The organism is Kurthia sp. YJT4, from assembly GCF_030219945.1.
GTDB lineage: Bacteria > Bacillota > Bacilli > Bacillales_A > Planococcaceae > Kurthia > Kurthia gibsonii.
The window spans coordinates 759,334-771,960 of record NZ_CP126689.1 but is presented as its reverse complement, the minus strand read 5'-3'; the positions used below and the strand labels follow the sequence as shown (position 1 = coordinate 771,960).

Here is a 12,627-nt window from a genome sequence, read left to right as displayed (position 1 = left end):
GTTTGCCCCCTTGTAGAGGTGAAGTTTCATATTTTGAAAACAATTACCTGTTGCAAAATGTATAACAGAAAATCAAGTTTTGCAACCATTTTTCATTTTCGTGATGAATTATTCTTCATTTCTTCTATTATTTGTTGCCCATGTAAAACAGGCGTTGCACCCTCATATATCAACTTATTTGGACCTGCAGAGAGGGGTGAAAAAATATCTCCAGGAACTGAAAAAATATTTCTACCGTGATCCAAACCATATTCAACTGTACTCATTGTTCCACTCTTTAATTCTGCTTCAGTTAGTACAATACCATCACTCAGTCCACTTATGATGCGATTTCTTTTCGGAAACTGCCACTTTTGAGGTGGCATATGCGGTGGATATTCTGTTAAAACGAGATGTTTTTTTTCCATTTCTAGCTGCAATGTTTTATGTTCCCTCGGATAGTGATAATGTAAACCATTTCCTAAAACAGCTATAGTATTGCCTAAATGAGCGATTGTTGTCTCATGAGCCATTCTATCTGCCCCTCTCGCTAAACCGCTTACAATCGCGATATTTTGCGAAATAAGAGGTGGTATGATAGCTGTTAAACATTTTTGTGAATAATTGGTAGCTTTTCTTGAACCAACTATAGCGATTTTTTTATATTTTTGCAATAACGTTATGTCACCTTTACAGTAAAGCATCGCGGGTGGATCATACACATCTAGTAAAGAAATAGGATAGTGTTCATTATAAAATGGGATTGGGACTATCTGCTGTTTTGCATAAAAAGCATGCCAGTCTGTTTGGTAAACTTGATGAAATTCTGCATGAAGTTGTATTGCTTGTTTTAATGTAATTTGAAAATAGTATGCAAGTTGTGAGGGTTTCATATGAGGGAGGGTTTCAAGTTCTGGATCTACTTGTAATAAGGGGTACAAGCGATTCAGTGGGTACTGACGCACATAATGTAGTGCGTGAAGTGCCGCGTCAAATGGATGCATGGCATTCGCCTCCTCTTCATATAAAGATGACCTGATTTCTAGCAACGAAAAACAGGAACCGCTTGCGCAAGATTCCTGTTTACTCGTAGCTAAAATAATTAGCTCATCTATTTACATCTTAATGTGTTTTACACTTTTCGTATAGACCTTTTTCTTTGATAACTTTAATAAATGTTTCACCGATTGCTGCTGGTGTTGGTGCAACTTCAATACCGGCTTCATTTAAAGCCTTGATTTTGTCAGCTGCTGTACCTTTACCACCTGAGATAATCGCGCCTGCGTGACCCATACGTTTTCCTGGAGGTGCTGTTTGACCACCGATGAAACCGACAACTGGTTTTGTCATGTGATTTTTAACGAATTCAGCTGCTTCTTCCTCAGCTGTACCGCCAATCTCACCAATCATTACAACACCATATGTTTCTGGATCTTCTTCAAATGCTTTTAAAACATCCACGAAGTTTGTACCGTTTACTGGGTCTCCACCAATACCAACTGCTGTCGTTTGGCCAATTCCAGCTTCAGTTAATTGATGTACTGCTTCATACGTTAATGTACCAGAACGAGATACAACACCTACATGACCTTTTGTATGGATGTATCCTGGCATAATACCGATTTTACACTCATCTGCTGTAATAACACCTGGGCAGTTTGGTCCGATTAAACGTGTTTTCTTGCCTTCCATATAACGTTTCACTTTTACCATATCGATTACAGGAATATGTTCTGTAATACAGATCACCATATCTAATTCTGCGTCTACAGCTTCTAAAATTGCATCTGCTGCGAATGGTGCTGGTACATAGATTACGGATACGTTTGCACCAGTTTCTGCAACTGCATCTGAAACAGTATTGAATACCGGAACACCTTCAACTACTGTGCCTGCTTTACCTGGTGTAACACCTGCCACAATTTTTGTTCCATATTCAAGCATTTGCTTCGTATGGAAAAGAGCTGTAGAGCCTGTAATCCCTTGAACTAACACTTTTGTATCTTTATCAATAAAAATAGCCATTTTATAGTCCGCCTCTCTTATCCAACAAGTTTTACGATTTTTTCTGCGCCATCTGCTAATGATGAAGCTGCAGTAATATTTAAGCCTGATTCATTTAGAATTTCTTTACCTTTTGTTACGTTTGTACCTTCTAAACGCACAACAAGCGGTACTTCTAATCCTAGTTCTGAAGCTGCTTTTACTACACCTTCAGCAATTACGTCACACTTCATAATCCCACCAAAGATATTAACGAAAATACCTTTAACTTGTTGGTCAGAAAGGATAATTTTAAATGCTTCTTTTACTTTTTCAGCAGAAGCACCGCCCCCAACGTCCAAGAAGTTAGCCGGTGAACCACCGTAGTAACTAATTGTATCCATAGTAGCCATAGCTAAACCAGCACCATTTACCATACAACCAATGTTACCATCTAATGCGATGTAACTTAAATCGTATTTTGATGCTTCAATTTCCTTTTCATCTTCTTCATCGTAATCACGTAACTCGACGATATCTTTATGACGATATAATGCGTTGCTATCAAAGTTAAATTTCGCATCTAATGCGATTACCTCATCATCACCTGTTACAGCAAGTGGGTTAATTTCTAAAATTGATGCATCTTTATCAATGAATGCTTCGTAAATACCAAGCATTAATTTCACAGCTTTATTTACTAGGTGTTTTGGAATGTTGATATTGAACGCTAAACGACGTGCTTGGAAACCTGTTAAACCTACCACTGGATCAATTACTTCTGTGAAGATTTTTTCTGGTGTTTCTTCAGCGACTTCTTCTATGTTCATACCGCCTTCTTCGGAACCCATTAATGTAACGCGTGATGTTTGACGGTCTACGACTAAACTTAAGTAATATTCTTTCTTAATGTCTGAACCTTCTTCAACATACAGTCGTTTCACTTCTTTACCTTGTGGACCTGTTTGATGTGTTACAAGAACTTTTCCTAATAACTCTTTCGCATAAGCACGTACTTCTTCGAGGTTGCGCGCAATTTTAACACCGCCTGCTTTACCTCGACCCCCTGCATGTATCTGAGCTTTTACTACCATAACATCTGAGCTCAGTTCTTTCGCCACATTCACTGCTTCCTCTGGAGAAAAAGCTACGCGTCCTTTCGGAACCGCCACCCCGTATTGGCGAAGAATTTCTTTACCTTGATATTCATGGATATTCATCAAATTGCCTCCCATCTCAATTGTAAAGCATTGCTACTTCTCCTCCATTGTATTAAATATTCAAAAAGTTGTCCACAATCTATTTTATGCTAAAATATCATTCAATATACGCCTTTTTTCTAAATTAATGTAAAAAAACACTGATTTTCGCATAAAAAATCAGTGTTTTTTTTATTTATTTTTACCATTAATTCGGTCTAATTTGTAAATAAATGCAAATACTTCCGCTACAGCTTGATACAGTTCTTCAGGGATAGATTCATTTAGATTTAACTGTCCTAATAACTGTACTAGGTTTGGATCCTCTTGAATTGGCACACCACTTTCTTGTGCTTTGTTCAAAATAGAGTCCGCAACAAGCCCCTTTCCCTTCGCAATGACTTTTGGTGCTTCTGATTGTTCAGGATTAAATGATAAGGCGACAGCTTCTTTACGATTTTCTTTTTTCATATTCTAAAGTCGACCCCTCCATCTTCACTTTTGCCGATGATTTTCGACTGTTGTTTAACAGTTGGTTTAGGCTCATCGAACTTTTTCAGAAAAACACCTGAAAGGCGATAATCTTGCTCTGCTAATCGAGCCTTTAACACCTCTTTTAAAGGGTCAATTATCCCTTGACTTTGCTGATTTTCAGTATAAATATTTAGCGTCACAACGCGACTTTGCACTTGCATATCTATAACCGTTTCATGCAGATTTTCAAGATGTAAATAGAACATAATTCGTGCAAAATTTGAGTCTATTTTCCCATCCTTATTCTTGCTTCCTGACCACTGTAATGTCGCATCAATTCGTTTTCCGAAGAATTGTAATGGGATTTGCATAACGATTTGTTGCTGTTGTCCTTGATCCATTGACAGTAATTGTTGTCCATTCATACGTCCAATTACTTGCTCTGCTAAATTTCTTGTCGAATTTGTGACATTTTCATGGACAAGGGCATGCATGAGTGATTTCAATGTCGATGAGAGCTGCGCCTGCTCTGGGTTCGATTGTAAAATGTTCGCTTCAAGACTCAATCCAAGCTCACTTAGTGTCTTTTTCATGGAAGCTTGTACAGCATGTCCAGATAATTGGGTCATTTGCAGATTTTCAACATCTTGTAACATTTGCTGTGCAAAAGGTGTCGATTGTTGCTGCAATGTACGTGTTAGATTTTGCATAAGTGAACTTAACTGGTCTTTTGAAACGCCTAGTAATTGGCTTAATTGACTTGTTGCTTCTTCTGTAGGTTGTAAACCAACTTGTGTTGAAAAAGCAGTTACAAGCGCTTTAAAGACGTTTTCAGCCCCATTCTTCTGCACTTGTCCTAATTGTGCAATCACTTCTTGTTTTTGTTGCATGGTTAAAGTCGGATTCTCTGCAATAGCAGTAGCTAACTTTTGAATAATCGCTGGTTGCGTTTCAGCTGTTGCGTTTTTCAGTTGGCTCATCAACTGAGGAATACTCTCCTTCGCACTTGCTAGTTGTGTTGTGACTTCTTGAATGACTTGCGCTTGATTCGATGCACTCGGCGCTAATTGCATACGCGTAATCGCCTGCTGAATCGCTTGTTGTTGATCTTTTGTTAAAGTCGGATGTTGTTGAATCGCTTGCGATAAGTTTTGCAAATTCTCTTTCGTCATCGGCTGTTGTAACAATTGACGAATGGCTTCATTCGGTTCCGTCTTAAATTGTTGAAATAACTGTTTTACAATGTCAGTCGTTTCCGCTTTTGCTCCAACACCCGCTTGTTGTAAAATTTGCCCTGCTTCTGGTGTATTACTACCAAGTAATTTTCCAAGTGCAATATTTCCAGTTTGTTCACTTAAAGGTGACTTCAGCTGTGCCAACTGTTGTAAGATCGCTTCTTTTAATTGAGATGCTAATTGTGTATCTAGTCGAATTGATTGCTCTAAATTTCCAAGTAAATTTGTAAAACCACCTTTTAAACTCCCTTCCATAACGGCTTGTAAACTTGTTGATGTCATGGGTAGTTTCAATTCAATCATCTTTTGTAAAGCATCCAATGCTTGAGGTCTTTCAGCACCATTTGCACCTTTTAATAATTGTTCCGCTGCTATTAATTGCTCTTTATTAAACGGAATATTATTTTTAACTAATTGCGACACAATCTGTTGCATCTCTTTTGTTTGTGGCAATTTCATCGTATCAATCATTTGTTTAGTTTGATCCATTAAGGATGCTTTTTCATCAACTGGACCACTAACCATTTTTAACGTTAAATCGGGCGTTGTTGCGGTTACTTGAAAGAAATGTGTATTTCCTGCTTGCATTGGTGTTTCAAGTTTCGCCATCATCTTCTGACCGCCAATATTAATTTCAGCTTGTTGATTTGGATACAATTTTTTAATAGTTCCGTGTAACACTTGTCCTTCCTGCATCGAAACAGGTTGCGCAGTATTCGCAGCTCCTTGAATTTGCCCCACATTCACACCAGATAAATTCATAGTTCTCTCACTCCTTTTGTAACATCGATTTAATTGGTTCAAATGTCTTACGATGAATCGGTGTCACACCTAAATGTTGAATGGCTTCTAGATGTTGTTTTGTGCCATAACCCGCATGTTTCGCAAATCCATAGCCTGGATACTTTTCATCCATTTGTTCCATATAATGATCACGCGCGGTTTTCGCTAAAATAGAAGCTGCAGCAATCGCTAAACTTTTCGCATCTCCTTTAATAACCGATTCTTGTGGAATTGTAATATCCAATGTCATCGCATCGGCTAATACAAAATCAGGTTGAATTGATAAACCTTCAATTGATGCCTTCATCGATTGTCTTGTCGCTTCGTAAATATTCAATGTATCAATTGCTTCTTCTGATTGAAAGTGAATATAACTTGCAAGAGCATGTTCTTCAATGAGTCGCATAAATTGTTCTCTTTTTTCAAGTGATAGTTGTTTCGAGTCATTTAACCCAATTAATGCATCACATTTGGCTGGTAAAATAACTGCCGCAGTCACAACAGGTCCTGCTAGTGGCCCACGACCTGCTTCATCCGTTCCTGCAATGTATGATCCTTCATGTGTACGATAGGCATCATCAAATTGAATTTTCGCTTCATGCTCTTGTTGTAGCTTCTCTCTTTTTTCTTGCTGACGTTTCCAAGATTGCAGTGCTTTCTTTACACCTTCTCGTTCATCTTGTTCAAGTTCCGTCATCCATTCTTGCCATGTATGTTCTTGTGCTAACGCTTCTTTAATCGCTTTAATTGTCTTCATCTAATTCCCTCTCATCTAACTTTTCTATCGGTTCTTTTTCTTATTTTTATATAAAAAAACTGCCCTCTCGCTTTATTATAGCGAAAGAACAGCCTTAGATTGCATTATTCATAATCTTCGACGAAATCGAATGTTAACTTTCCTAAATGCTCATTACGAATATCGCGTACAATTAATTCTGATACTTGATCATAGTCGATTTCTCCACCTGCTGCTTTTACATTACGTAAACGTCCGATATGATCGAATGTCTCCACCACTTCTTCTGCAACAGTTGTAATTTTATAGCGTTCTTCTAAACGAGTTGGATAGTATTTTTCTAAGAAACGTAATCCATAAATCGCTAAATCATCCATGTTCGTAATCGTATCTTTAATCGCGCCTGTCAAAGCTAGCTTATAACCTACTTCTTGGTCTTCAAACTTCGGCCATAAAATTCCGGGCGTATCAAGTAATTCAAGTTCTTTTTCAACTTTAATCCATTGTTGTGAACGCGTCACACCTGGTGTATTACCTGTTCTTGCGATATTTTTCTTCGCTAAACGGTTAATCATTGTAGATTTACCAACGTTCGGAATCCCAACAATCATCGCACGAATAGCACGTGTTTTTAAACCTTTTGCACGCATACGATCCCATTTTGGCTTCAGCACTGCTTCTGCTGCCTTTACAACACGCTTTAAACCTTTTGAATCAAGCGAATTGACCGCAACAACATGATGTCCTTTATCTGTGAAATATTGGACCCAACGCTTTGTTTGTACTTCATCAGCCATATCTGCTTTATTCAAAATAAGTAAACGATTTTTTTGGTGAATAATATCATCTAGCATTGGATTACGTGATGACATCGGTAAACGCGCATCGATTAGTTCAAATACGATATCGACTAGCTTTAAATTTTCTGTTACTTGACGGCGAGCTTTCGCCATATGCCCTGGGAACCATTGAATGGTCATTCTCTCACTCCTACATCTATTTCACTAAGCCAAATTGATCGAGTGGCCAGAAAACGATACTCGCTTTACCGATAATTTTGTTCTCTGGAATGAGTCCGATATGTCGACTATCTTTACTATTACGTCGATTATCACCCATTACAAATACATATCCTTCTGGTACTCTGTCTTTTTGTACATAGTCTTGTAATTGAAAATCTTCTGTTAATGTGCCACCATCTTGAATGGCTTTTTTAAATTGTTGTAAATAAGGTTCGTCAATCGCCTTACCATTCCGATATAATACATCATTCTTGTATTCAATCGTATCACCCGGCAAACCAATTACACGCTTAATATAATCTCTTTTCTCCGGAGCGTGGAAAACGACAATATCGCTATGATGAATATCGGAAATCTTGTAAGAAACTTTATTCACAACCATTCGATCACCACTGTGTAAAGTAGGCATCATCGACTCCCCATCTACGACAATCGGTGTAAATAGCACATAACGAATGAAGGCTGCTAATGCAAAAGCGATAATTAAAGCTTTCGTCCATTCCCATAGCTCATTCTTTTCTTTCTTTTGTTTCGTTTCCATAGCACGCCTCCCTCTACATTCTATACTCATTGTACAAGGATTTCTTTTTACAGGCAAAAAGCACTATCCAAAAGAAATCGATTGGATAGTACTCTCTTTAACAGCTAAGAAATTAGCGAATTTCTTTGATACGAGCTGCTTTACCACGTAGGTTACGTAGGTAGTATAGTTTCGCACGACGTACTTTACCGCGACGAGTAACTGTTAAGCTAGCGATTTTTGGTGTATGTACAGGGAATGTACGTTCTACACCAACACCGTAAGAAATTTTACGCACTGTGAAAGTTTCGCTAATACCGCCACCACGACGTTTGATTACAACGCCTTCGTATTTTTGGATACGTTCGCGAGTACCCTCAACGATTTTAACGTCGATGCTTACAGTATCACCAGCACGGAATGCAGGGATGTCTGTACGTAATTGATCTTTAGTAATTTCTGTAATAATGTTTGACATTTTATTCTCTCCTTAGACAGATGCTCTTATAGATCGCTCTTGGTTGCTACAGCGGAACATCGTAATACGGCATTCCTCATAGGAAATGCATTTTAAATACTATCATACTTCAAAGTCGCTTGCAAGCTAATATACTTTACAGCTTTGAATTATTTTTTAATTGTTTTAAATAAGCTTGTTGCTCTTTTGTTAATTCAATATGTTCAAGCAAATCTGGACGACGCTCAAACGTTCTCTTTAATGATTGCTCCATACGCCATTGCTCAATTTTTGCATGATTCCCTGACATTAAAACATCTGGAACTTTCATGCCGCGAAAATCAGCAGGACGTGTATAGTGTGGATGCTCAAGTAAACCTGTTGAAAACGAATCATTTACGTGAGAGGCTTCTTGCCCTAAAACACCTGGAAGAAGGCGTACGACACTATCAATGACCGTCATAGCGGCTAATTCGCCACCTGTTAGTACAAAATCACCAATTGAGATTTCATCGGTTACAAGGTACTCTCGAATGCGCTCATCATACCCTTCATAGTGACCACATAAGAAGATTAAATCTTCTTCCTTAGCCAATTCTTCTGCTTTCTTTTGATCGTAGCGCTCACCTTGAGGACACATTAAAATAATGCGCGGCTTTTTACCTTGTGCGACTAAATCTTCTACTGCATGGAAAAGAGGTTCTGGCTTCAGCACCATTCCTGCACCACCACCATAAGGATAATCATCTACTTGATTATGCTTATTTTGTGAAAAAGAACGAAAATCTGTCACATTCATTTGTACAGCGCCTTTTTCTTGTGCTTTCTTTAGAATAGACGAACCGAAAACACCTTCAAACATATCAGGGAATAACGATAATACGTGGATATTCATCATGATAATAAGCCATCCATCAGTTCAATTGTGATGCGTTTTTCATCAACATCGACTTCTTTCACAACGTCTAAAATGACAGGGATATAATGCATTTTGCCATTTACACCTTTAACTGTCCAAACGTCATTTGCACCTGTTTGAAGAATCTCTGTAATCTCACCAATCTCATTATCTTCTTCATCGAATACCGTACAACCTACGATTTCGTGATAGTAGAACTCATCATCACCAAGATCATCTAAATATTTTTCGTGAATTTTTAATTCCGAACCTTTGAATTTTTCTACATCTTGGATGAATGGATATCCTTCAAATGTCAGTAAGATAAAGTTTTTATGCGCACGTGCAGAAGCCACTTTTACGATTGTTGGTTTTTTTTCACCTGGAATAAAAATACCTAATTCTGCGCCTACTTCGTAACGTTCTTCTGGGAAGTCTGTTTGCGAAATGACACGTACCTCACCACGAATACCATGTGTATTGACGATTTTTCCTACGTTAAACCATTCCATTGGATACACCTCTTTTAATTTTTTTAAACAAAAAAGGAAGGAACATAAGCTCCCTCCTTTTCTGCTAATCTTGAATATCGACGTATGTCTTCTTCATGCGGTGACTGCTTGCGGCTGAGTAAACAATTGCACGAATTGCTTTTGCAACGCTACCTTGTTTGCCAATGACCTTTCCGACATCACGAGGATTTACAGAAAGCTTATAAACAATTCGATTCGAACTCTCTTGAACAGTAATGTTCACATCATCCGGAAAATCGACTAAAGGTTTTACGATTGTTTCGATCAGTTGTTCCACAAATGTCACCCCCGATTATTTAAAAAGTAATATTAGTTACCTTTTTTTGAGTTATGGAATTTTTCCATGATTCCTTGTTTTGAGAACAAGTTACGTACTGTATCTGATGGTTTCGCACCGTTACCTAACCAAGCTAAAGCTTTAGCTTCGTCGATTTTAACTTCCTCAGGAGAAGTTAATGGATTGAAAGTACCGATTGTTTCGATTGAACGACCGTCACGTGGTGAACGTGAATCAGCAACTACGATACGGTAGAAAGGAGCTTTGTTAGCACCCATACGTTTTAAACGAATTTTAACTGCCATGTTTATTTTGCACCTCCGAATAAGTTTCACACAAGATAGTATAATATCAAGCTTTCGATTGTTTGTAAAGTGTTTATTCTTAACACACATTATTTTACCTTAAATCAAATGAAATTACAATAGCTTGTAAAGTATTTTTTCTTAACACACATTATTTTATTTAAATAATGAATCCATTCCCGGTAATTTGAACTTTTTCTTATTCTTAGTCGACATACCTGTCATTTGCTTCATCATTTTTTTCATTTCATCAAATTGCTTAATGAGACGATTTACTTCTTGAACCGTACAACCTGAACCTTTTGCAATACGCTTTTTGCGACTTGCGTTAATAATTTCAGGGTTGGTTTTCTCTGCAATCGTCATCGATTGAATGATGGCTTCGATATGATCAATTTGTTTATCATCAAAATTAATATTATCTAAGCCCTTCATTTTATTCACACCTGGAATCATTTTCAAGATATCTTCTAATGGTCCCATTTTTTTCACTTGAGCCATTTGCTCTAGGAAATCATCAAATGTAAAAGTTTGTGTTTTAAACTTTTCTTCTAATTCTTTTGCTTTATCTTCATCTACTTGTGCCTGTGCTTTTTCGATTAATGATAAAACATCACCCATACCTAAAATACGTGATGCCATACGCTCTGGGTGGAATGTTTCAAGCGCATCCATTTTTTCACCCATACCGACAAATTTAATCGGTTTTTCAGTTACTGTACGAATAGATAGCGCCGCACCACCACGTGTATCACCGTCTAATTTTGTTAAAACAACACCTGTGATGCCAACTGCTTCATTAAAGCTGTTCGCAACGTTGACAGCATCTTGACCTGTCATTGCATCCACAACTAAGAAGATTTCATCTGGCTCTTTTAAAGCGCGAATATCTTTTAATTCTTGCATGAGATTTTCATCAATGTGCAAGCGACCAGCTGTATCGATAATCACAACATCGAGATGTTCTTCTTTGGCATGTTCTAATGCTTCTTTAGCAATATCAACTGGCGATACTTCTGTACCTTTTTGGAATACAGGAATACCTAATTGCTTACCTAGTGTTTCTAATTGCTTTACAGCTGCTGGACGATAAACATCGGCTGCTACAAGCAACGGTTTTTTATTGTATTTTTTACGTAATAGATTTGCTAATTTACCTGTAGTTGTCGTTTTACCGGCACCTTGTAAACCGACCATCATAATAACAGTTGGTGGTTTCGTCGCAAATTTAACAAGACTTTGTTCGCCACCCATTAAATTCGTCAACTCATCTTGTACAATTTTAATAACTTGTTGACCTGGTGTTAAACTTTTCATGACGTCTTGACCAATTGCACGTTCACTTACAGTTTTAACAAATTGTTTTACTACTTTTAAGTTAACATCGGCTTCGATTAAAGCGAAACGAACTTCGCGCATCATTTCTTTAACGTCTTGTTCGTTAATTTTACCCTTCCCTTTAATCTTTTGAATCGTACTTTGGAGTCGCTCTGCTAAACCCTCAAAAGCCATAATTGTCGCCCCCTAGTCTTGCTTCAATTGCTCAACAAGTGGCAATAAATCTGCCTTTTCTGTTGTGTCATCTTGTAAGCAAGCTGATAATTTGTCTGTAATCTTTTGTCTTTTTTTGAATTTATGGAAAAGCTGTAATTTCTCTTCATATTCCTCAAGCATCGCTTCCGTTCGACGAATGTTATCATAAACCGCTTGACGTGACACCTCATACGATTCAGCAATTTCGCCTAAAGAAAGATCATCTAAATAGTAAAGTTGCATATAACTTCTCTGTTTATCCGTTAATAATGCTTGGTAAAAATCAAAAAGGAAATTCATACGTGTTGTTTTATCTAAAAGCATCGTTAACTTCTCCTTAACACATCTATTCTATCATGTGTAGTATTTTTTATACATTCGTAGACATATTCCTTTGTATATTAATGAAAAACCCTATTTCTGTCAAGTAAAACTACTTGTCTTATCAGAATGTAAAATCGGCTCGTTCACATGCTATCAGCTCTGCAGGGCATGAATCAAAGTCGCTTTTTGACTTTGAGTGAATGACCGAAGAGATGTCGGCATGTAGCCGTATTTTACTGGACTATCAGAATGTAAAATCGGCTCGTTCACATGCGGAAGGCACTCAACAGCTCGACTTGAAGACGTTTTTTGTCTTCAATCAAGAGATGGTTGTGACTCGAGCATGTAGCCGTATTTTACTGAACTATC

At 37.6% G+C, this 12,627-nt stretch carries 15 protein-coding genes; all 15 read right to left on the bottom strand.

Annotated elements, in window-relative coordinates; translation table 11 throughout:
- Positions 1–92: 92 nt before the first annotated feature.
- A complete protein-coding gene (gene dprA, locus QN089_RS03670; protein ID WP_285215984.1) occupies positions 93–983 on the bottom strand; it encodes a DNA-processing protein DprA in 891 nt (296 codons plus the stop codon).
- 118 nt (positions 984–1,101) lie between these two features.
- A complete protein-coding gene (gene sucD / locus QN089_RS03665) occupies positions 1,102–2,004 on the bottom strand; it encodes a succinate--CoA ligase subunit alpha (protein ID WP_068454914.1) in 903 nt (300 codons plus the stop codon).
- A gap of 17 nt (positions 2,005–2,021) precedes the next feature.
- Positions 2,022–3,182, bottom strand: a complete 1,161-nt coding sequence (gene sucC / locus QN089_RS03660) for an ADP-forming succinate--CoA ligase subunit beta (RefSeq protein ID WP_068454917.1) — start codon at positions 3,180–3,182, stop codon at positions 2,022–2,024.
- Between the two features lie 171 nt (positions 3,183–3,353).
- Complete coding sequence (locus tag QN089_RS03655; protein WP_285215983.1) at positions 3,354–3,632, bottom strand: EscU/YscU/HrcU family type III secretion system export apparatus switch protein; 279 nt, start codon at positions 3,630–3,632, stop codon at positions 3,354–3,356.
- On the bottom strand, positions 3,629–5,632 hold the full coding sequence (locus QN089_RS03650) for a hypothetical protein (protein WP_285215982.1): 2,004 nt from the start codon (positions 5,630–5,632) through the stop codon (positions 3,629–3,631). Before QN089_RS03650 ends, QN089_RS03655 begins: the two co-directional genes overlap by 4 nt.
- Before the next feature lie 7 nt (positions 5,633–5,639).
- Positions 5,640–6,410 carry a ribonuclease HII gene (locus tag QN089_RS03645; protein WP_087680173.1) on the bottom strand — a complete coding sequence of 257 codons (771 nt, stop codon included), beginning with the start codon at positions 6,408–6,410 and terminating at the stop codon, positions 5,640–5,642.
- Between the two features lie 104 nt (positions 6,411–6,514).
- On the bottom strand, positions 6,515–7,369 hold the full coding sequence (gene ylqF / locus QN089_RS03640; protein ID WP_068454930.1) for a ribosome biogenesis GTPase YlqF: 855 nt from the start codon (positions 7,367–7,369) through the stop codon (positions 6,515–6,517).
- Positions 7,370–7,385: 16 nt separating this feature from the next.
- Positions 7,386–7,952, bottom strand: a complete 567-nt coding sequence (lepB, locus tag QN089_RS03635; RefSeq protein WP_068454933.1) for a signal peptidase I — start codon at positions 7,950–7,952, stop codon at positions 7,386–7,388.
- A 112-nt stretch (positions 7,953–8,064) separates the two neighbouring features.
- A complete protein-coding gene (rplS, locus tag QN089_RS03630) occupies positions 8,065–8,409 on the bottom strand; it encodes a 50S ribosomal protein L19 (RefSeq protein ID WP_068454936.1) in 345 nt (114 codons plus the stop codon).
- Between the two features lie 136 nt (positions 8,410–8,545).
- Positions 8,546–9,283: a tRNA (guanosine(37)-N1)-methyltransferase TrmD gene (gene trmD, locus QN089_RS03625; RefSeq protein WP_068457516.1), complete on the bottom strand. Its 738-nt coding sequence runs from the start codon at positions 9,281–9,283 to the stop codon at positions 8,546–8,548.
- Positions 9,283–9,798, bottom strand: coding sequence for a ribosome maturation factor RimM (gene rimM, locus QN089_RS03620; RefSeq protein ID WP_068454939.1), 516 nt, complete (start codon positions 9,796–9,798; stop codon positions 9,283–9,285). Before rimM ends, trmD begins: the two co-directional genes overlap by 1 nt.
- Before the next feature lie 64 nt (positions 9,799–9,862).
- Complete coding sequence (locus QN089_RS03615) at positions 9,863–10,096, bottom strand: KH domain-containing protein (RefSeq protein ID WP_068454942.1); 234 nt, start codon at positions 10,094–10,096, stop codon at positions 9,863–9,865.
- Positions 10,097–10,128: 32 nt separating this feature from the next.
- A complete protein-coding gene (gene rpsP, locus QN089_RS03610; protein WP_068454945.1) occupies positions 10,129–10,401 on the bottom strand; it encodes a 30S ribosomal protein S16 in 273 nt (90 codons plus the stop codon).
- A 156-nt stretch (positions 10,402–10,557) separates the two neighbouring features.
- Positions 10,558–11,913: a signal recognition particle protein gene (ffh, locus tag QN089_RS03605; protein ID WP_068454948.1), complete on the bottom strand. Its 1,356-nt coding sequence runs from the start codon at positions 11,911–11,913 to the stop codon at positions 10,558–10,560.
- Between the two features lie 12 nt (positions 11,914–11,925).
- On the bottom strand, positions 11,926–12,258 hold the full coding sequence (locus tag QN089_RS03600) for a putative DNA-binding protein (protein ID WP_068454951.1): 333 nt from the start codon (positions 12,256–12,258) through the stop codon (positions 11,926–11,928).
- Between the last annotated feature and the right edge of the window lie 369 nt (positions 12,259–12,627).